A 17,715-nucleotide genomic window follows, 5' to 3' on the forward strand; every position below is an offset into this window, starting at 1 on the left:
CCCTGGTCCGCATCCCGGGTAGCAGCAGTCGCGGGTCGGCGATCCGGATCAACCGCGGCGAGGGCGTCCGCCGTGCATCGACGAAGAGCAGGTCAGCCGGTGCGGTTCAGCCATCCGACCGGGTCGGCGACGATCCGCCGGACGACGGAGCCGGCCGCGCCGACCACGGCGGCCTCCGGGCCGAGCGCCGAGGAACGCACGGTCACCGGCGACCAGCCGGCGGTGAGCACCCGCCGGGACACCTCGGCCAGCACCGGTGGCCGCAGCCAGGGCGCGAGCAGGGCGTATCCGCCGCCGAGTACCACGGTGTCGAGGTCCAGCAGGTTCACCACGCCGGCCACCGCGACCCCGAGCGCCTGCCCCGCCTCGGCCAGGGCCGCCCGGGTCGCGGGGTGGTCGGCGGCCGCGAGTTCGGCCAGCCGGGTCGCGGCGGTGTCGGCCGGGAGGTCCGCCCGGTCCAGCCCGGCGGCGGCGAGGATGGCCTCCTGTCCGGCGTACCGTTCGAGGCAGCCCCGGCCGCCGCACCGGCAGGAACGGCCCTCCGGCTGGACGGACATGTGACCGATCTCGCCGCTCCAGCCGCGTACGCCCCGGAAGAGGGCGCCGTCGAGGACGATCCCGGCGCCGATGCCGACCTCGCCGGAGACGTGCAGGAAGCTGACCGGCCCGTCCGGGTCGGCGTGCAGCTCGCCCAGCGCGGCCAGGTTGGCCTCGTTCTCCACCACCAGCGCCGGGATGCCGGGGACCGGCTCGACCAGCGGCGGATGGCCGGAGAGCAGTTCGGGGACGGGCACGTCCCGCCAGCCGAGGTTCGGGGCTAGCCGGACCAGCCCGGCCGCGTCGACCAGCCCGGGCACCGCGAGGGCGACCCCGGCCAGGGTGAGCCCCTGCCGCTCGGCGTCGGCCCGGGCGGCGGCGGCCAGCCCGACGAGCCGGGCCAGCGCGTCGGCGGGGGAGACCGGGCGCAGGTCGGCCCGGTGCACGGTGTGGTGCCGGACCTCGCCGGCCAGGTCGACCACGCAGGCGGCCAGGTAGTCGACGTTGATCTCCAGGCCCAGCCCGGCCGGGCCGTCGCCGGCCAGCACCAGGCCCCGGGCCGGGCGTCCGGCGCCGGTGCGGGGGGCCGGCTCCGACTCGCCCACCAGCCGGCCGGCGACGAGGTCGTCGACAACGGCGGAGACGGTGGCCCGGGTCAGGCCGGTCGCGGCGGCCACGGCGGCCCGCGACGGTGGGCGGGGCGCGGCGGCGATCCGGCCGAGCACCACGGCGAGGTTCAGCTCGCGCAGGCTGCCCTGGCGGACCGCCGAGGCCGGAGCGGCGGGACGGGTCACCCCTTGACACTGCCACATGCCCGTCAAATAATTCAACCACTGAACAAATAGCTGCCGGAGGTCCGCCATGGCGTCCCGTCCCACCCCCGCCGACAAGTTCTCCTTCGGCCTCTGGACAGTGGGCTGGCAGGCCCGCGACCCGTTCGGCGACGCCACCCGCCCGGAGCTGGACGCCGTCGAGGCCGTGCACAGGCTCGCCGAGCTGGGCGCGTACGGGATCACCTTCCACGACGACGACCTGATCCCCTTCGGCGCGGACCCGGCCACCCGCGACGGCCGCATCACCCGGTTCCGCAAGGCGCTCGACGCGACCGGGCTGGTCGTCCCGATGGTCACCACCAACCTCTTCACCCATCCGGTGTTCAAGGACGGCGGATTCACCAGCAACGACCGCGACGTGCGGCGGTACGCGCTGCGCAAGGTGCTGCGCAACGTCGACCTCGCCGCCGAGCTGGGCGCGCGCACCTTCGTCATGTGGGGCGGCCGGGAGGGCGCCGAGTACGACCTGGCCAAGGACGTCCGTTCCGCGCTGGACCGCTACCGCGAGGCAGTCGACCTGCTCTGCCAGTACGTCGTCGACCAGGGATACGACCTGCGCTTCGCCATCGAGCCGAAGCCGAACGAGCCGCGCGGCGACATCCTGCTGCCGACCATCGGGCACGCGCTGGCGTTCATCTCGACCCTGGCCCGCCCGGACCTGGTCGGGCTCAACCCCGAGGTGGGCCACGAGCAGATGGCCGGGCTGAACTACGTCCACGGCATCGCCCAGGCGCTCTGGCAGGGCAAGCTGTTCCACCTCGACCTCAACGGCCAGCGCGGCATCAAGTACGACCAGGACCTGGTCTTCGGCCACGGCGACCTGCTCAACGCGTTCGCCCTGGTCGACCTGCTGGAGCACGGCGGCCCCGACGGCGGCCCGGCCTACGACGGCCCTCGGCACTTCGACTACAAGCCGTCGCGCACCGAGGACATGACCGGGGTGTGGGCCTCGGCGGCGGCGAACATGCGCACCTACCTGCTGCTCAAGGAGCGGGCCGCGGCGTTCCGGGCCGATCCGGAGGTGGCCGAGGCGCTGGCCGCCAGCCGGGTCGCCGACCTGGCCGCCCCGACCCTCGCCCCCGGCGAGGGCTACGCCGACCTGCTCGCCGACCGCTCCGCCTTCGAGGAGTACGACGTGGACGCCGCCGCCGCGCGGGGCTTCGGCTTCGTCCGGCTCAACCAGCTCGCCGTCGAGCACCTGCTCGGCGCCCGCTGAGGTCGCCGCCATGCCCCTGGTCGCCGGGTTCGACTCGTCCACCCAGTCCTGCAAGCTGGTGGTCCGCGACGCGGAGACCGGCGCGCCGGTCCGCTCCGGCCGCGCCCGGCACCCCGACGGCACCGAGGTCGACCCCCAGGCCTGGTGGGATGCCCTGGAGGCGGCGGTCGAGGCGGCCGGCGGGCTGGGCGACGTCGCCGCGGTCTCCGTCGCCGGGCAGCAGCACGGCATGGTGTGCCTCGACGAGGCGGGCCGGGTCGTCCGGCCGGCACTGCTGTGGAACGACACCCGGTCGGCCGGGGCCGCCGCCGAGCTGATCGAGGAGGCCGGCGGCGGCGAGGCCGGCCGGCGGTTCTGGGCCGACGCGGTGGGCTCGGTGCCGGTGGCCAGCTTCACCGCCACCAAGCTGCGCTGGCTGGCCCGGCACGAGCCGGCCGCCGCCGCCCGGGTGGCCGCCGTCTGCCTGCCGCACGACTGGCTGACCTGGCGGCTGGCGGGGGTGCCCGGCCTGGCCGCCCTGCGCACCGACCGCAGCGACGCCAGCGGCACCGGCTACTGGTCCCCGGCCACCGGGCAGTACCGCCTAGACCTGCTGGAGCGCGCCTTCGGCCGCCGGCCGGCGGTCCCCGTCGTGCTCGGCCCGGCCGAGGCCGCCGGCACCCTGGACCCGACGGCCCTGGCCGGCCCGTCGTCGTCGGCCGGCCCGTCGTCCGGCGGGGTGCCGCTCGGACCGGGGGCCGGGGACAACGCCGCCGCGGCGCTCGGCGTCGGTGCCCGGCCCGGTGACGTGGTCGTCTCCATCGGCACCTCCGGCACGGTGTTCAGCGTCGCCGACGCCCCGGCCGCCGACCCGAGCGGTGCGGTGGCCGGGTTCGCCGACGCCACCGGCCGGTACCTGCCGCTGGTCTGCACGCTCAACGCGGCCCGGGTGCTCGACGCCACCGCCGGTCTGCTCCGGGTGGGCCTGGACGAGCTGTCCGACCTGGCGCTGTCCGCGCCGCCCGGCGCGGGAGGGCTGGTCGTGGTCCCCTACCTGGAGGGCGAGCGGACCCCGGACCGGCCGTCCGCCACCGGCGCGGTGCACGGGCTGACCCTGACCACCTCGACCCCCGCCCACCTGGCTCGGGCGGCCGTCGAGGGGATGCTCTGCGCGCTCGCCGACGGCCTCGACGCGCTGGTGGCCCAGGGGGCCCGGGTCGAGCGGGTGATCCTGGTCGGCGGCGGTGCCCGGTCGGCGGCGGTTCGCCGCATCGCGCCGCAGGTCTTCGGCCGCCCGGTCGTCGTCCCACCGCCCGGGGAGTACGTCGCCGACGGCGCGGCCCGCCAGGCCGCCTGGCTCGCCCTGGGCGGCGACGCCCCGCCCGACTGGTCCCCGACGGGTGTCGAGGAGCACTCCGCCGACCCCGTCCCCGCCGTCCGCGAGCGCTACGTCGCCGCCCGTGACCGGGTGCTCGACCGCGTCGATCCGGCGTAATCGGCTGTACGCGGGCCGTCCCGGCTGGGGATCATCGACTGATGCTGCCCATCCCCGCCGGTGACGGCCCGCGCCACCTGCCCTCGGTCCTCCAGTACGACGACGCGGACACCCCGTGCGACGTGATCGACGCGCTGGCGCTGGTGGACTTCGTCACCGGCAGGCACCCCTGGTCACACACCGTGCGGCTGTCCCGGGTCCGTTCCGGGGCGACCCTCACCCCGCCCGACGGGCTGCTGCTGCGCACGGCCACCGAGAACCGGCAGCGGTCCCGGCTGCTGGCCGGCGACGGCTGGACCGCCCGGGTGGTCACCTGGAAGGGACGGGGCGCCGAGGTGACCGTCACCGCCGTCAGCGACGAGGTCGGCCGGGCGGCCCTCGACCGGATCGTGGAGGGGGCGGCCGAGCCGGAGGACCCGGACACCGGGCGGATCGGCTTCTGGCACCAGAACCCGCGCCGGGGCGCCCAGCGGGACCTGCGGTCCATCGCCGCCCCCGAGTGGCCGTTGATCCGCGGCAACTACACGGCGACCGCCCGGGCCGACCTGGACGCGCTGATGGCGGTCACCCCGGAGACCATCGCCGGCCGGCTGGTGCTGCTGCACGGCGCGCCCGGCACCGGGAAGACCACCGCCCTGCGGGCCCTGAGCCGGCAGTGGCGGCAGTGGTGCCAGGTCGACAGCGTGCTCGACCCCGACGTGCTCTTCTCCGACACGTCGTACCTGTCCGAGGTCGCCGTCGGCGAGGAGGAGGACGCGGAGGGCGGCGCCGCCCGGCGGTGGCGGCTGCTCATCCTGGAGGACTGCGACGAGCTGATCCGCAGCGAGGCGAAGCAGGCCACCGGGCAGGCGCTGTCCCGGCTGCTCAACCTCACCGACGGGCTGCTCGGGCAGGGGCGGGACGTGCTCATCGCGATCACCACGAACGAGGACCTGTCCCGGCTGCACCCGGCGGTGGTCCGGCCCGGCCGCTGCCTGGCCCGGATCGAGGTGGGACCGCTGTCGTACGGGGAGGCCACCGACTGGCTCGGCACCGCCGCCGGGGTGCCGTCCGTAGGGGCGACGCTGGCCGAGCTGTACGCGCTGCGCGCCGGTGCCCCCGCCACCCCCTCCGTCCACGCCGAGATCGGCGGTTACCTCTGACCGGACGGGATGACCCGCCGGGCCGCCGGTGGGGGGTCGGTCACCGGGCCCTGGTCCGCGCCTGGTTGGCTGCCCGACATGAGCTCGACCAGGAGCGGGCCCCGGGCGGCCCGGGGCGGCAGCCCGGTGCACCGGCTCTACAGCGTCGTGGTCTTCGTGCTGCTCGCCTCGCTGGACAACGTGGCGATCGGCCTCGTCCCGCCGCTGTACGGGCCCATCTCCGGGGCGCTCGGCGTGTCCCAGCGGCTGCTCGGCCTGGTCACCGCGGCCAGTTTCCTGGTCAGCGCCGTCGCGGCGGTCGGCTGGGCGTACGTCGGCGACCGGACCGACCGCAAGCCGCTGCTGATGGTCGGCACCCTGGTCTGGGCGGCCGGCACCGGCGGCAGCGCGCTGGCCCAGAACTACCCGACGTTCCTGGCCGCCCAGCTCGTCGCGGCGGTGGGCCTCGGCGCGGTCGGCTCGGTCGGCTTCTCGGTGGTCACCGACCTGATCTCGCCGCGCCGACGCGGGCTGGTGATGAGCTTCTGGGGGCTGTCCCAGGGGGTCGGCACCCTGGCCGGGACGCTCGCCGGCGGGCTGCTCGGCGCCACCGAGTGGCGGCGGCCGTTCTGGCTGCTCACCATCGTCGGGCTGGCTGCGACCTGCGCGTACCTGTTCACGTACGACATCCGGCGGGGGCAGAGCGAGCCGGAGCTGGCCGAGGCGCTCGCCACCGGCGCCGAGTACGACTACCGGATCACCCGGGCCGACCTGCCCCGGATCCTGGACCGTCGGACCAACCGGTGGCTGGTGCTCCAGGGCCTGACCGCCCAGGCGGCCTTCGGCTCGCTGGTCTGGCTGCCGGTGCTCTTCGCCGAGCGGGCCGAGGACCAGGGCTACTCGGCGGCCACGGCCGTCGTGGTGGGCAGCGTCTTCGCCACGCTGTTCCAGCTCGGCGGGGTGTTCTCCATCGTCGGCGGCCTGGTGGGCGACGCGCTCCAGCGGCGTACCCCCCGGGGCAGGGCGCTGGTCGCGGCGGTGGGCATCCTCGCGGCCCTGCCGTTCTACCTGGTCCTGTTCTTCGTGCCGATCCGCATCGACGTGCCCGACGGCGGCGGCACCGGCGCGATCGTCGGCGCGGTGCTGGCCAGCGTCGTCACCGAGCCGACGGTCGGGCTGAGCCTGCTCACCGCCGTGCTGGCGTTGGCGCTCACCTCGGCGAACTCGCCCAACTGGTTCGCCCTGATCGCCGACGTCAACCCGCCGGAGCACCGGGGCACCGTCTACAGCCTCGGCAACCTGGTCAACGGGGTCGGCCGGGCGGCCGGCAACGGACTGGTCGGGGTGGCCTTCCACGCCCTGCGGGCGGCCTTCCCGCCGCCGCTGAACTACGCCGTCGGGCTGGCCGCGTTCCAGCTCTTCTTCATCCCCACCGGGGTCATGTACTGGCTCGCCTCCCGCACCTCGCCCCGGGACATCGACGCCGTGCACGACCTGCTGCACGCCCGCGCCGACCGCCTGTGAGGCAGGGCCCCTCCCGGGAAGGGGCCCTGCCCGCGCGCTGTCAGGCGGTGCGGAACCAGACCGTCACGTCGGTCGGGACCGCGCCGTCGTCGGTCAGCGGGGCGCTGGCGTGCAGCACCTCGGCCCCGGCCGGCAGCGGCGCCGCCGCGTCGCCGAAGTTGGTCAGCACGGCCACCTCGCCGTTGCGGAAGGCCAGCACCTCGTCGCCGGAGGAGAGCCAGAACAGGGTGCCCCGGCCCAGCCCGTGCTCGCGGCGCAGCCGCAGCGCGGTCCGGTACAGCTCGTACGTCGAGCCGGGCACCCCGCGCTGCCGGTCCAGGGCGTACTCGGCCCACACCGGCGGCTGCGGCAGCCAGCTCGCATCGGTGGGCCCGAAGCCGTACGACGGGGCGTCGGCCTCCCACGGGATCGGCACCCGACAGCCGTCCCGGCCCCGCTCGGTGTGCCCGCTGCGCTCCCAGGTCGGGTCCTGCCGGGCCTCGTCGGGCAGCGTCATGTGCTCCGGCAGACCCAACTCCTCGCCCTGGAACAGGTACGCGGAGCCGGGCAGGGCCAGCATCAGCAGGCTGGCCGCCCGGGCCCGGCGCAGGCCGAGCGCGGCGTCCGGCTGCGGGTCGCCGATGCCGATGCCGTTCGGCTTGGGGGTGCCGACGGGCAGGCCGAGCCGGGAGGCGTGCCGGACGACGTCATGGTTGGACAGCACCCAGGTGGTGGGGGCGCCCACCTTGTCGGTGGCCTCCAGCGAGCGGGTGACCACGGCGTACTGGGCGGGGGCGGTCCAGGCGGCGAGCAGGTACTCGAAGTTGAACGCCTGGTGCATCTCGTCGGGCCGGACGTACCGGGCCAGCCGCTCGGCCGGCTCCACCCACGCCTCGGCGACCAGGATCCGCTCCCCGGGGTACTCGTCGAGCAGGCGTCGCCACTCCCGGTAGATCTCGTGCACGCCGTCCTGGTCCCACATGGGCGGGCGCGGCTTGTCGACCTCGTTGCCGGAGAGGATCTCCTGCGGCTCCTGCCAGTCCGCCAGGTCGGCCTGCTTGACCAGCCCGTGCGCCACGTCGACCCGGAAGCCGTCCACCCCGCGGTCCAGCCAGAACCGCAGCACGTCCAGGAACTCGGCGCGGACCTCCGGGTTGTCCCAGTCCAGGTCGGGCTGGCCGGGGTCGAACAGGTGCAGGTACCACTGGCCGGGGCGGCCGTCCGGCTCGGTGACCCGGGTCCACGCCGGGCCGCCGAACACGCTGCGCCAGTCGTTCGGCGGGCGGTCGCCGTCGGGGCCGAGGCCGTCGCGGAAGACGTACCGGGCGCGCTCCGGGCTGCCGGGCGCGGCGGGGAGGGCCGCGGAGAACCAGCGGTGCGCCGACGAGGTGTGGTTGGGCACCAGGTCCACGATCACCCGCAGACCGCGGGCGTGGGCCTCGGCGATCATCCGGTCGGCGTCGGCGAGCCGGCCGAACAGCGGGTCCACGTCCCGGTAGTCGGCCACGTCGTAGCCGGCGTCCGCCTGTGGCGAGGGATAGAACGGCGAGAGCCAGATCGCGTCCGCCCCCAGCTCGACCAGGTGGTCGAGGCGGGCGGTGATGCCCGGCAGGTCGCCGATCCCGTCGCCGTCGGAGTCGGCGAACGAGCGCGGGTAGATCTGGTAGATGACGGCCTCGGTCCACCAACCGGTGGCCGGGCCGGCGGACGGTTCCTGCTGGGTCGCGTTGGTGTTCAGGGCCTTCTCCCGTGTGTCGACGCCGTCGCCGGTCATGTTCCCGCCCGTCATGTTCCCGCTCGGCGGGCGGGTGAATCCGTTCAGTCTGGCCGGGGCGGCGCGGTCGAGTCCCGCACGACGAGCCGAGTGGGCAGGATCACCGGTCCGGACGCCGGGCCGGCCGGTCCCGTGCCGCCCGGGGCGGGGACGATCCGCCGGACCGGCTCGGGGAGGGCCCGCCCGCCGAGCGGGTCGAGCAGGATGCGCGCCGCGAGCCGGCCCTGCTCCGCCGCAGGCTGGGCGATCGTGCTCAGCCCGAGCACCCCGGACAACTCGTGGTCGTCGATGCCGATGACGCTGACGTCCTGCGGCACCCGTAGGCCCGCGTCGCGCAGCGCGCGTATCGCGCCCATCGCCATCTCGTCGCAGGCGGCGAAGATCGCCGTCGGCGGTTCGCCCCGGGCGAGCAGTTCGGTGGCGGCCAGGTTGCCGCCGTCGACGGTCAGTTTCGACTCGATGTCGAGGCTCGGGTCCAGGGGCACGCCGGCGGCGCGCAGCGCGTCCTGGTAGCCCCGGCGGCGGTCCAGGTGGGCGGTGAAGGCCAGCTCGTCGTCGGGGTCGCCGGAGATGTGGGCGATCCGGCGGTGTCCCAGGTCGAGCAGGTGGCGGGTGGCGGTCCGCGCCGCCGCCACGTCGTCTATGCGTACGCAGGGCCAGCCGGGCACGCCGCTGCCGGAGCTGATGGTCACCCCGGGCAGGTCCAGCGTGGTCAGCTCGGCCAGTTCGGCCGGGCGCAGCGGGGTGGCGACCAGCATGACCGCGTCCACCCGCTTGTTCAGGTTCGCGGCGCGCAGCACCCGCTGCCGGGTACGTTCCCGGCCGCCGAGGTTGTAGAGCAGGAGGTCGTAGCCGGACTCGTTCAGGGTCTCCTCGACCGCCTCGACCACGGTGCCGAAGAACCAGCGGGTGATCCGGGGGACCACCACCGCCACGGTGGCGGTCCGGCCGCTGGCCAGCCGCGACGCGCTCGGCGAGACCGCGTACTGGAGCTGCTCGGCGGCGGCGAGCACCCGGCGACGGGTGGCCGCGGAGACGGTCGGGAGGCCGCGAAGCGCGCGGGAGACGGTGGCCGTGGAGACCCCGGCCAGGCGGGCGACATCATCGATCTTCGTCATGTTTTCCCGCCCCGGGCCCCGACCGCCGCCGCCCGGTTCCGGGCGGCGGCGGTCGTCCGGTTCAGCCCTTGACGCTGCCGGCGAGCAGGCCGCGCACGAAGTACCGCTGGAGCGACAGGAACACGACCAGCGGTACGACCATCGAGACGAACGCACCGGCGGTCAGCCGTTGCCACTCGTTGCCCCGGGTGCCGGCCATCTCGGCCAGCCGGACGGTGAGCGGCGCGGTCTCGTTGCCGCCCCCGGCGAAGATCAGCGCGACCAGGAGGTCGTTCCAGACCCAGAGGAACTGGAAGATCCCGAAGGCCGCGATGGCCGGGGTGATCAGCGGCAGGACGATGGTGCGGAAGATCTTCGGGTGGGTGGCCCCGTCGACCCGGGCCGCCTCCATCAGGTCCTTGGGCAGCTGCGAGATGAAGTTGTGCAGCAGGAAGACGGCGAACGGCAGCGCGAAGCAGGTGTGCGCGAACCACACCTGTGCGAACTTCTGCTCGTCGACCAGGTCCCAGGCGGGCATGATGGTGACCCCGCCCAGGCTGACACCGGTGGAGAAGAACTTCAGCAGCGGCACGAGGGCCATCTGCAGCGGGACGATCTGCAACGCGAAGATCGCGATGTACATCCAGTCCCGGCCCTTGAAGTTGATCCACGCCAGGGCGTACGCGGCCAGGGACGCGAACGCGAGCGGGAACAACACCGACGGGATGGTGATAGCCAGCGAGTTGATGAAGTAGCTGGCGAGCTGCCCCGACGAGGACGAGCTGCCGAACAGCACATCCTGGTAGTTGTCCAGGGTGAACTGCGGGTCGGTGAAGAACGTCCACCAGCCGTTGGACTTGATCTGGTCCTCGGGCCGGACGGAGGAGACGAGCAGGCCGAAGGTCGGGATCGTCCAGAGCACCGCGATGACGATCGAGACCAGCGTCGCGGTGCGGCTGTTCAGCCGCTTGCGGACCCGTCCGGCGGTCGTGGTGGTCTTTCCGGTGGCCTGGGTCCCGGCGGGGAGCGTGGGCGTCGTGGTGGTCATCTCAGCCCTCCCGCTGTTGACGCAGGTTGCGGATCTGGTAGATCACGAGCGGGATAACCAGGACGAAGAGGAACACCGCCAGCGCCGAGCCCTGCCCGTTCTGGCCGTACCGGAACGCCTGGTTGTACATCTCGTTCGCGATGACGCTGGTGTCGTAGTTGCCGTTGGTCGCGGTCCGGACGATGTCGAAGACCTTGAGCGTGGCGATCGACAGCGTCACCACCACGACGATCAGCGCCGGCCGGATGTTCGGCATGGTGATCTGCCAGAACATCTGCCACGGGCTGACCCCGTCCAGCCGGGCGGCCTCGACGATGTCGCCCGGGATGGCCTTGATCGCGGCGGAGAGCACCACCATGGCGAAGCCGGCCTGGATCCAGACCATGATCACGATCAGCAGCAGGGTGTTCAGCGGAGAGTCCAGCAGCCACTGCTTCGGCTCGCCGCCGAGGCTCACCACGATCTGGTTGAGCAGACCGATCTGCTCCTGCCCGTCGCCGCGGAAGGCGTAGACGAACTTCCAGATGATCGCGGCGCCGACGAACGAGATCGCCATCGGCATGAAGATCAGCGACTTGGCCACCGACTCGAACCGGGCCTTGTCCACCATGACGGCGTAGAGCAGCCCGAACGCGGTGGCCACCAGCGGCACCAGCAGCACCCAGACGAGCGTGTTGATCAGCACCCGGACGATCGAGTCCTCGGAGAACATCCAGGTGTAGTTGCGCAGACCGACCCAGTTGTCGCTGCTGCCGTCCATGAAGGAGAGCAGCGTGGTGCGGATGGCCGGGACGACCAGGCCGATGAGGAGCAGCAGCACCGCGGGCAGCAGGAAGAAGAACGCGAACATGCCCTCGCGCTGCTTCGGGCGCCGGGGCAGCGGGGCCCCGCTCGCCGAGGCGGCCACCAATTGCGCCTCGCGGCGTCGGGCGAACCAGGACGGCACGGCGTCGAGGAGCAACAGCAGGCTCCCGAGGACCGCGACGAACGCGATCAGCCCGTACATCAGCATGAGGAGCTTCGGCTGCTCTTCGGCGAAGTCGAACTCCATCAACCCTCCTTCGGGGTTTCGACGCGGCCGGTGGGCCGGCCCGCTTCAACGGGCCGGCCCACCGCCGGGATCACTTCGGCCAGCTGCTTTCGATGCCCTTGAGCACCGTGGCAGTGTCCTTGCCGTTGATCCAGTCGACCATGCCCTTCCAGAAGGTCCCGGCGCCGACGGCGGCCGGCATCAGGTCCGAGCCGTCGAAGCGGAACACGGTCTTCTGGTCCTGGAGGATCTGCACGGAGAGCTTGTCGACCGGGTTCGGCACGTTGGCCAGGTCGAGCTTGTTGTTCGCCGACACCCAGTCACCGATCTTGGCGCGGCTGTTGGCGTACTCGCCGGAGGCCAGGTAGGTCTGCACAGCCTGGACCTCGGGGCGGTCGGCGAAGGCCGCGACGAACTCGCCGCCGCCGAGGACCGGCTTGCCCTTGGCGGGGTCGATCGCCGGGAAGTAGAACGCGAAGACGTCGCCGTCCTCGGCCACCTTGGTGCCCTTCGGCCACTGGTTGGCGTAGAAGGACGCCTGCCGGTGCAGGGCGCACTTGCCGGTGGCGACCGGCGTGCCCGCCTCCTGGAAGGAGGTGGTGGCGATGCTCTTCACGCCGCCGAAGCCGCCGTTGACGTACTTCTCGTTCTTGAGGATGGTGCCGGCCTTGTCGAGGGCCTCGGCGACCTTCGGGTCGTTGAACGGGATGCCGTGGGTGGTCCACTGGTCGTAGACCTCGGGGGTCTGCGTCCGCAGCATCATGTCTTCGATCCAGTCGGTGGCCGGCCAGCCGGTGGCGTCACCGGACTCGATGCCGGCGCACCACGGCTTGGTGCCGCTCGTCGCGATCTTGTCGCTGAGGGCCGTCAGCTCGTCCCACGTGGTGGGGACGGTCCAGCCCTTCTCCTTGAACGTCTTCGGCGAGTACCACACGAAGGACTTGACGTTCGAGCCGAGCGGTGCGCCGTAGAACTGGCTGTTCACGGTGCTGTACTTCAGCCAGTCGGCCGAGTAGTTCTGCTCGGCCATCGCCTTGGTCTCGGCGCCGGCCGGCTTGAGCTTGCCGGAGTCGACGAACCGCTTGAGCAGGCCGGGCTGCGGGATGAAGGCCAGGTCGGGCGCGTTGCCGCCGTCGACCCGGATACCGAGCTGGGCCTCGAACTCGCCGCTGCCCTCGTGGTCGATCTTGATGCCGGTGCAGTCCTCGAACTGCTTCCAGGACTGGTCGAGGCGGTCGGCCTCGATGTCCCGGATCGACGAGTAGATCGTGACCTTCTTGCCGTCCTGACCGCTGTACTTCTCATATGCCGCGCACTCCGCGGAGCCCGCGTTCTCGCTCTTCTTGTCGTCGCCGGTGCCGCAGGCAGTGACGCTGAGCGCCAGCCCCAGTGCGCCGGCGACCGCGAGAGCCTGGCGTGGTCTGGCAGATACCGCCATGCCGTTCTCCTTCCTTGCCGGCGCGGTCGTGCTCGACGCAGCGCCGGTCCGATGGGCGTCAACACATGCAAGCGCTTGCATTGGGGCGAGTCCAGCCCCAGCCGGACACGGACGAGTAACAATCCCGAAACCCGCTCACCCCTAGTGGGCACGCTCCCACGGATAGGGGTCATGGCCGCCCGGAGGCCGCCCGGGGCCGCTCCGGGGGGCCTTTCGGAGGGTGGAGATTTCTGTCACGCTGGGGGCAGTCAATCGAAGATTGTCAACATGGGAGGTGCTGGATGCGTAAGCGGTGGTTCAGCCTCACGGCGGTCGGCCTGCTGGTGGCGGCGACCCTGGTGCCGGCGGCCCCGGCCATGGCCGCCCCGACCTTCAAGGTGCCGTTCCCCTGCGGCCAGTCCTGGTCCGGCCAGACCCGGACCGACCACAGCCCGGCCTACGCGGTCGACTTCAACCGGGCGGACGACCTGGGCGATCCGGTGGTGGCCAGCGCCCCCGGCACCGTCGACCGGGTGACCGACCTCGGCGGCACCAGCTACGGCAAGTACGTCCGGATCGACCACGGTGGCGGCTACACCACCTACTACGCCCACCTCAACGGCTTCAACGTGTCGGTCGGGCAGAGCGTCGGCTACGGCAAGGTGATCGGCTGGGTGGGCAGCACGGGGGGCTCCACCGGGCCGCACCTGCACTACGAGCAGCGGCTCAACGGCAACGACGTCCAGGTCAGGTTCAACGGCACGGTGGCGCTGTACTGGGGCACGAAGACCTACTCCAGCAACAACAACTGCTCCTCGGGCGCCGGCTCCGGCACGGTGGACACCGCGGGCACCCCGTTGACGGTCCGCTCCGGCCCGGGCACCGGATACGGCTCGGTCGGAACCGTCGCCGACGGGACGAAGGTGACGATCCAGTGCCAGACCAGCGGCACCACGGTCACCGGCACGTACGGCACCAGCTCGATCTGGGACCGGATCGGCAGCGGCCGGTACATCGCCGACGCCTACGTCTACACGGGCTACGACGGCTACATCCCCAACGTCCCGCGCTGCTGAGGCGCGATAGGGGTTCCCCCTGTCGACGCCTCACGTCGACAGGGGGTTCTGCTCTCAGTTCAGCTGCCAGACGGACCAGTTCAGGGCGGCGGCGAAGGTGACCCAGGCCCAGTACGGCAGCAGCAGCGCCGCTGCCGGGCGGGAGATCTTCGCGAAGAGCGCCACGGTCACCCCGATCGCCAGCCACATCAGCACGATCTCGGCGAAGGCGAGGCCGTACCGGCCGGCGCCGAAGAACAGCGGGGTCCAGATCGCGTTCAGCACGAGCTGGGCGGTCCAGGCCCACAGCGCCGGGCCGAAGCCGACCCGCCGCCAGACCAGCCACCCCGCGATGGCGATCAGCGCGTACAGGAGGGTCCAGACCGGGCCGAACAGCCAGGACGGGGGTGCCCAGTCCGGCTGGTTCAGGCTCGCGTACTCCTCGGAGGTGCCCCGCACGCCGAGCCCGCCCACGGCGGCGGCCACCGTCACCGTCGCGCCGAACCCGAGCAGCGCCCACCACTTCCGCGCCCCGGTCGACCGCCGGACGCTGTCCGAAACTGTCATGTCGAGGAGGTGCCCGGCGATCCGGGCACCCAAACTCCGCCCGCGCCCACCCGGCCTACGGACGGCAGGACGCCGGGGCCGCCCTGACCGTTGCTCCTGTCTGGGAGGACGGAGCTTCGGTCACGACGACCCCGGCGGGTCGGTGATGGATACGAAATCAGGCGTCAACTGAAGATGCTGACACCACCCGGGCCGACCAACAGACCGACCACGATGAGGACGACGCCCCACAGGATCTGCCGGCGGAAGAGCGCCAGAATGCCGGCGACCACGAGAATGACTGCGAGAATCCAGAGAATCAGCTCCATGGCTGCTGAATACCCGAGTGACCGATCCGGGAAACCTCCCCGGCGTCCAGATGATCTCCCAGGTGGAAGATGCTGTACGCCTGCTTGATCACCGGGTGGGCGACGTTGCGGACCCGGACCCCGCCCGGGGTGGTGCCCCGCTCGCTGCCGGCGTGCGCGTGCCCGTGCAGGGCCAGCGCGGTCGGCGCCGAGTCGATGGCCTGCCCGAGCTGGTACGAGCCGAGGAACGGGTAGATCTCCAGCGGCTCACCCGCCAGGGTGTCCGGCACGGGGGAGTAGTGGGTGAGCGCGACCAGCAGGTCGCAGTCCAGCCCCCGCAGCGCGGTGCCCAGCGCCTCCGCGCTCTCGTTCGTGGTCCGGACGAACGACTTCATCTCCGGCTCGCCGAAGTCGCTGGCGCACCGGCCGGCGAAGCCACCGCCGAAGCCCTTCACCCCGGCCACGCCGAGTCGCCCGCCGGCGAACTCCAGCACGATCCCCTCGCCCTCCAGCACCCGGATGCCCACGTCCTCGAGCACCTTGACCACCTGCGGCACCTGGTCGCACTGGTGGTCGTGGTTGCCGAGCACCGTCACCACCGGCACCCCCAGCCCGCCGAACTCCTCGGCCACGCAGCGCGCCTCGGCCTCGGTGCCGTGCCGGGTCAGGTCGCCGGCGAGCAGCAGCACGTCGGCGCAGTCGGGCAGCTCGTCGAGGGCGGGCCGGAACCGGCCCACCACGTCCTGGTCCACGTGCACATCGCCCACGGCGGCGATCCGGATCACCTTCCGACCTCCCTCACGGCAACTGCTCGACTTCCGTGGGCGCCTGCGCGCGGATCACCCCGATGTCGCTGGTGACCGGCACGTCGGGAAAACGCTCGGCCACCCGGCGCAGGATCTCCTCCCGCCGGTGCGGGCTCTCCACCTCGCCGTAGAGCACCAGGCCCCGCTCCCGGCGGACCACGGTGATCCCCTGCTCGGCGACGTCCGGGTCCTCGGCGAGCAGCCGCTGGATCTCGGCCTCCACGTACTCGTCGGGCGAGCCGGCGGCGACGGCGGGCGTCCCGGCGGCATGGTCGCGGTAGGCGCTCACACGATCTCCTTCTCCTCGGTGGCGCCGGAGTGCGGCACCACGTCCAGCCGGTCGAGCAGCACCAGGAACGCCTCGGCGTACGGCGAGTGCTGCGTCTCCTTCCGTACCCGTTCCCAGTCGATCTGTTCCCGCAGCGACCGGGCCAGCGGCAGCGCCCGGGCGAAGTCGCAGTAGTGCTGGGAGAAGCTGAGCAGCTTGTGCACCATGAGCTGGCTCGCCGAGAGCACCGGCATGTGGATCGCGTCCACCGGCCGGACGATCGTGTCGGCGAAGGTCTCCTCGGTCACCGGGGTCTCGATCGGCCGGTGGATCAGGTCCACCATCCGGCCGTCGTCGTAGACCTTCACCAGCCAGTCCTCGGGCGGGCGCTCGGCGGTGAAGCCCGCCTCGACCAGGGCCTCCATGGCCCGGTCGACGTCCTGCCCCCGGATCAGGAAGTCGACGTCGTGGTCGCTGGAGTGCCCGCCGTGGGCGTACACCGCGAAGCTGCCGCCGAGGGCGAACGGGATCTCGGACTGTTTGAGCACGGCGGCGACCTTCTTCAGCGTGTGCACCAGGGTCTCGTCCCCGCGCTCGGCCATCTGGCTCTCCCGTCGGTCGTGAGGTGGACAGGCGGATTCGAATTGCGTACCCGGCACAGAGGTCGCCCACACCTGAGCCTGGCCCGACGGGGCGGCAATGGGATGCGGACGGACAAATCGCCGAGGTGGGCGCGGGTCCGATAGGCTGTGGAGAGTGGCCAGATCACTGCGGGAGCGGCGCGGCAAGGCCCGACTGCGCGCTGTAGCCCTGATCGGCATCGACGGCTCGGGCAAGACCACTCAGGCCCATCACCTCGCCGAGGCACTCACCGCCGCCGGGCGTCCGGCGACGTACCACCGCAACGCCGGCGGGCGCCGCTGGCTCGGGCGGCTCGCCCAACGGCTCGGCCGCCCGGACGCCGAGCGGCTGGTCGGCCGGCGCGGCCTGCTCGCCGTCGAGTCCCTGCTGCGCTGGCTCGCCATCGCGGCGGCGTTGCTGAGCTGCCTGGTCACCGGCCGTACGGCCGTGATGGACCGGTACTCCGCCTGCCAGTACGCCAGCATCCGGGCGCATGGCGGGCAGCGCTGGGAGCGGCTGGCCCGCGCCGGATACCGGATCTTCCCGCCGCCGCAGGTCACCTTCCTGCTCACCGTCGACCCGGCCGAGGCGTACCGGCGGATCGAGCGGCGCGGCACCGACCACGAGACCATCGACTGGCTGACCGCCGCCGACACCGCCTACCGGACGCTGCCCGAGTTCTCGACCTTCGTGGTGGTCGATGCCGGTCGCCCGCAGGAGGAGGTCTCCCGGCAGATCCGGGCCCACCTGGCCGCCTGGCTGCCGGCCGAGCGGCCCGCGCCGGCCGGGGAGCCCGTGCCGGTCGGGGAGCCTCCGCAGGCCGGGCAACCGGTACCGTCCGGTCCGGGCCGGGTGGACGCGGCAGACCGGGGCGCGGGCCGGCGACTGGCGCCTCAGGGCCGCCCGTAGGCCGGACCGCTCGCGCCGGGCCGAGGCCTCGACAGCTCGCGCCGCCCCGGCCGGGTCGCCGGCGGAACGGCGGGCCGTCGGCCGCCGCCCGGCCTCGGGCAGGGCCGGGGAAGCGCCGGAAACTGCGGAAATGGCGGCGTTCGGCGCAACAC

General features: G+C 72.9%; 17 protein-coding genes. 6 read left to right on the plus strand and 11 right to left on the minus strand.

Features of this window, described 5'->3' with window-relative positions:
* Window positions 1–92: 92 nt before the first annotated feature.
* Window positions 93–1,349: an ROK family protein gene (locus ABT023_RS12330; protein ID WP_350884545.1), complete on the minus strand. Its 1,257-nt coding sequence runs from the start codon at window positions 1,347–1,349 to the stop codon at window positions 93–95.
* Window positions 1,350–1,398: 49 nt separating this feature from the next.
* On the opposite strand from ABT023_RS12330, the gene xylA reads away from it, so the two are divergent.
* From xylA to ABT023_RS12350, 4 genes are all read left to right on the plus strand, one after another.
* Window positions 1,399–2,586: a xylose isomerase gene (xylA, locus tag ABT023_RS12335; RefSeq protein ID WP_350884547.1), complete on the plus strand. Its 1,188-nt coding sequence runs from the start codon at window positions 1,399–1,401 to the stop codon at window positions 2,584–2,586.
* 10 nt (window positions 2,587–2,596) lie between these two features.
* On the plus strand, window positions 2,597–4,060 hold the full coding sequence (gene xylB / locus ABT023_RS12340; RefSeq protein WP_350884549.1) for a xylulokinase: 1,464 nt from the start codon (window positions 2,597–2,599) through the stop codon (window positions 4,058–4,060).
* A 41-nt stretch (window positions 4,061–4,101) separates the two neighbouring features.
* Window positions 4,102–5,202 carry a DUF5925 domain-containing protein gene (locus ABT023_RS12345; protein ID WP_350884551.1) on the plus strand — a complete coding sequence of 367 codons (1,101 nt, stop codon included), beginning with the start codon at window positions 4,102–4,104 and terminating at the stop codon, window positions 5,200–5,202.
* 78 nt (window positions 5,203–5,280) lie between these two features.
* Entirely contained in the window at window positions 5,281–6,705 is a 1,425-nt protein-coding gene (locus ABT023_RS12350) for an MFS transporter (protein ID WP_350884553.1), read from the plus strand.
* Window positions 6,706–6,745: 40 nt separating this feature from the next.
* Here the strand turns inward: ABT023_RS12350 and ABT023_RS12355 are convergent, their stop codons facing one another.
* The 5 genes from ABT023_RS12355 to ABT023_RS12375 all read right to left on the minus strand — a co-directional run bounded on the left by ABT023_RS12355 (window position 6,746) and on the right by ABT023_RS12375 (window position 13,071).
* The gene (locus ABT023_RS12355) at window positions 6,746–8,422 is read right to left on the minus strand and encodes a glycoside hydrolase family 13 protein (RefSeq protein ID WP_350884647.1); all 1,677 of its coding nucleotides are present in this window, start codon (window positions 8,420–8,422) and stop codon (window positions 6,746–6,748) included.
* An 80-nt stretch (window positions 8,423–8,502) separates the two neighbouring features.
* Window positions 8,503–9,576: a LacI family DNA-binding transcriptional regulator gene (locus ABT023_RS12360; RefSeq protein ID WP_350884555.1), complete on the minus strand. Its 1,074-nt coding sequence runs from the start codon at window positions 9,574–9,576 to the stop codon at window positions 8,503–8,505.
* A 61-nt stretch (window positions 9,577–9,637) separates the two neighbouring features.
* Entirely contained in the window at window positions 9,638–10,603 is a 966-nt protein-coding gene (locus ABT023_RS12365) for a carbohydrate ABC transporter permease (protein WP_350884557.1), read from the minus strand.
* A gap of 1 nt (window position 10,604) precedes the next feature.
* Entirely contained in the window at window positions 10,605–11,654 is a 1,050-nt protein-coding gene (locus ABT023_RS12370) for a carbohydrate ABC transporter permease (protein ID WP_350884559.1), read from the minus strand.
* Between the two features lie 70 nt (window positions 11,655–11,724).
* Window positions 11,725–13,071, minus strand: a complete 1,347-nt coding sequence (locus ABT023_RS12375) for an ABC transporter substrate-binding protein (protein WP_350884561.1) — start codon at window positions 13,069–13,071, stop codon at window positions 11,725–11,727.
* Window positions 13,072–13,352: 281 nt separating this feature from the next.
* On the opposite strand from ABT023_RS12375, the gene ABT023_RS12380 reads away from it, so the two are divergent.
* The gene (locus ABT023_RS12380) at window positions 13,353–14,126 is read left to right on the plus strand and encodes a peptidoglycan DD-metalloendopeptidase family protein (RefSeq protein ID WP_350884563.1); all 774 of its coding nucleotides are present in this window, start codon (window positions 13,353–13,355) and stop codon (window positions 14,124–14,126) included.
* Window positions 14,127–14,180: 54 nt separating this feature from the next.
* Here ABT023_RS12380 and ABT023_RS12385 read toward each other — a convergent pair whose 3' ends face one another.
* The 5 genes from ABT023_RS12385 to ABT023_RS12405 all read right to left on the minus strand — a co-directional run bounded on the left by ABT023_RS12385 (window position 14,181) and on the right by ABT023_RS12405 (window position 16,854).
* Window positions 14,181–14,672 carry a TspO/MBR family protein gene (locus ABT023_RS12385; RefSeq protein WP_350884565.1) on the minus strand — a complete coding sequence of 164 codons (492 nt, stop codon included), beginning with the start codon at window positions 14,670–14,672 and terminating at the stop codon, window positions 14,181–14,183.
* Window positions 14,673–14,836: 164 nt separating this feature from the next.
* Window positions 14,837–14,980, minus strand: a complete 144-nt coding sequence (locus ABT023_RS12390; RefSeq protein ID WP_350884567.1) for a GPGG-motif small membrane protein — start codon at window positions 14,978–14,980, stop codon at window positions 14,837–14,839.
* Complete coding sequence (locus tag ABT023_RS12395; protein WP_350884569.1) at window positions 14,971–15,744, minus strand: metallophosphoesterase family protein; 774 nt, start codon at window positions 15,742–15,744, stop codon at window positions 14,971–14,973. Before ABT023_RS12395 ends, ABT023_RS12390 begins: the two co-directional genes overlap by 10 nt.
* A gap of 13 nt (window positions 15,745–15,757) precedes the next feature.
* The gene (locus ABT023_RS12400) at window positions 15,758–16,054 is read right to left on the minus strand and encodes a hypothetical protein (protein ID WP_350884571.1); all 297 of its coding nucleotides are present in this window, start codon (window positions 16,052–16,054) and stop codon (window positions 15,758–15,760) included.
* Window positions 16,051–16,854 carry a nucleotidyltransferase family protein gene (locus ABT023_RS12405; RefSeq protein ID WP_350884573.1) on the minus strand — a complete coding sequence of 268 codons (804 nt, stop codon included), beginning with the start codon at window positions 16,852–16,854 and terminating at the stop codon, window positions 16,051–16,053. The genes ABT023_RS12400 and ABT023_RS12405 overlap by 4 nt, the downstream gene beginning before the upstream one ends.
* Between ABT023_RS12405 and ABT023_RS12410 the strand changes: the two genes are divergently transcribed.
* A complete protein-coding gene (locus ABT023_RS12410) occupies window positions 16,790–17,563 on the plus strand; it encodes a dTMP kinase (protein WP_350884575.1) in 774 nt (257 codons plus the stop codon). The two genes, ABT023_RS12405 and ABT023_RS12410, sit on opposite strands and share 65 nt — an antisense overlap.
* The last annotated feature ends 152 nt before the right edge of the window (window positions 17,564–17,715 follow it).

The sequence above is a fragment of the Micromonospora sp. NPDC002296 genome, from assembly GCF_040296145.1.
Taxonomy (GTDB): Bacteria; Actinomycetota; Actinomycetes; order Mycobacteriales; family Micromonosporaceae; genus Micromonospora.

What these genes read in the sequence shown, in the direction of transcription:
- ABT023_RS12375 (WP_350884561.1), bottom strand. Translation starts at nt 13,071, where the DNA reads ATGGCGGTATCTGCCAGACCACGCCAGGCTCTCGCGGTCGCCGGCGCA.
- ABT023_RS12390 (WP_350884567.1), bottom strand. Translation starts at nt 14,980, where the DNA reads ATGGAGCTGATTCTCTGGATTCTCGCAGTCATTCTCGTGGTCGCCGGC.
- ABT023_RS12330 (WP_350884545.1), bottom strand. Translation starts at nt 1,349, where the DNA reads ATGTGGCAGTGTCAAGGGGTGACCCGTCCCGCCGCTCCGGCCTCGGCG.
- ABT023_RS12350 (WP_350884553.1), top strand. Translation starts at nt 5,281, where the DNA reads ATGAGCTCGACCAGGAGCGGGCCCCGGGCGGCCCGGGGCGGCAGCCCG.
- ABT023_RS12345 (WP_350884551.1), top strand. Translation starts at nt 4,102, where the DNA reads ATGCTGCCCATCCCCGCCGGTGACGGCCCGCGCCACCTGCCCTCGGTC.
- ABT023_RS12385 (WP_350884565.1), bottom strand. Translation starts at nt 14,672, where the DNA reads ATGACAGTTTCGGACAGCGTCCGGCGGTCGACCGGGGCGCGGAAGTGG.
- ABT023_RS12370 (WP_350884559.1), bottom strand. Translation starts at nt 11,654, where the DNA reads ATGGAGTTCGACTTCGCCGAAGAGCAGCCGAAGCTCCTCATGCTGATG.
- ABT023_RS12405 (WP_350884573.1), bottom strand. Translation starts at nt 16,854, where the DNA reads ATGCCGATCAGGGCTACAGCGCGCAGTCGGGCCTTGCCGCGCCGCTCC.
- xylB (WP_350884549.1), top strand. Translation starts at nt 2,597, where the DNA reads ATGCCCCTGGTCGCCGGGTTCGACTCGTCCACCCAGTCCTGCAAGCTG.
- ABT023_RS12380 (WP_350884563.1), top strand. Translation starts at nt 13,353, where the DNA reads ATGCGTAAGCGGTGGTTCAGCCTCACGGCGGTCGGCCTGCTGGTGGCG.
- ABT023_RS12360 (WP_350884555.1), bottom strand. Translation starts at nt 9,576, where the DNA reads ATGACGAAGATCGATGATGTCGCCCGCCTGGCCGGGGTCTCCACGGCC.
- xylA (WP_350884547.1), top strand. Translation starts at nt 1,399, where the DNA reads ATGGCGTCCCGTCCCACCCCCGCCGACAAGTTCTCCTTCGGCCTCTGG.
- ABT023_RS12365 (WP_350884557.1), bottom strand. Translation starts at nt 10,603, where the DNA reads ATGACCACCACGACGCCCACGCTCCCCGCCGGGACCCAGGCCACCGGA.